Here is a 1,001-nt window from a genome sequence, read left to right as displayed (position 1 = left end):
GAGCCGGATGCAATGAAAGTCGCACGTCCGGATCTAACTGAGAGGTGCGGAGGATAATACCTCCCATCGACTCAACCATAGTAGAGGTGGTAAGAAAGAGAAAAATGAAACCCTACTCCCTAGATATGTGGCAAAAGATCGTTGACACAAGGAGAAGCAGGTAATACCTCTATTCGGAAAGTAGCAGAAAGATTTCAATTCAGTAAAAGTACGGTCCAAGCACTATTACAACGAAAAAAAGAGACAGTAAAATTACTTCCTAATCAGGCAAAGGGTGGTAAACCAAGCCGACTGTTGGGTCACGAACAACAGGTCGTGCAACAAAAATCTGTGGGATACCTCGAATTGAGTGAGTGTTAATCCTAAAAACAGATGAATTGCTTACTATGTGGTCACGATAAAGTCCATAGACATGGAAAAACGGAGACAGGGCAGCAGAGATACAAGTGTCCTTGCTGTGGTAAAACTTTCCCCGAACACTTTGACAGTCTCTACTATGGTCGTCATCTAACTCAAGAGGAAGTTCATACCATCCTTCAAGCTCATGGAGAGGGAAGTAGCCTTCGGGGAATTAGCCGTATCAGTGGCAGAGTCTACGGGACGGTAGTCTCCCTTATTCAAGGTGAAGCGTCAAAAAGCACTGATGATTCACAATCAAGAAGTCAAACAGATAGAAACAGAAGAAGTGATTGCCGACGAAATGTGGTCATTCGTCGAAAAAAACAGAAAAATTGTCTAGCACAGGAGTTAAGAGCCGGAGACTGTTGGATCGGATTGAGTTTAGCATCAGATAGTGGCTTAATTCTGGCAGCTAGAGTGGGAAAACACACGGATGCCTTCATCGAAGAATTGGTCAACAGCACCCTGGCGGAAAACCGACTGTCTCAATTGGAAAAGCCATGGTTAGGGCGGTTATGAGCGAGTACTAATACCAATTTTCAAAAATCATGCAACAGTAGCTAGGGCTGACAAAATGTAATCCCATCCAGTTATAGATGCTA

General features: G+C 43.8%; 1 protein-coding gene. It reads left to right on the top strand.

The annotated features are described in order from the left end of the window. The first annotated feature begins 372 nt into the window (after positions 1-372). The gene (locus QT996_RS28550) at positions 373-918 is read left to right on the top strand and encodes an IS1/IS1595 family N-terminal zinc-binding domain-containing protein (protein WP_333050872.1); all 546 of its coding nucleotides are present in this window, start codon (positions 373-375) and stop codon (positions 916-918) included. Positions 919-1,001: the final 83 nt, after the last annotated feature.

It is taken from the genome of Microcoleus sp. S13C4 (genome assembly GCF_036700865.1).
In the GTDB taxonomy this organism is placed as follows: domain Bacteria; phylum Cyanobacteriota; class Cyanobacteriia; order Cyanobacteriales; family Microcoleaceae; genus Microcoleus.
This window is presented reverse-complemented; position numbering and strand designations above follow the sequence as displayed.

Bases quoted from the DNA above. Each gene is read 5' to 3' on its own strand.
- QT996_RS28550 (WP_333050872.1), top strand. From the start codon at position 373: ATGAATTGCTTACTATGTGGTCACGATAAAGTCCATAGACATGGAAAA.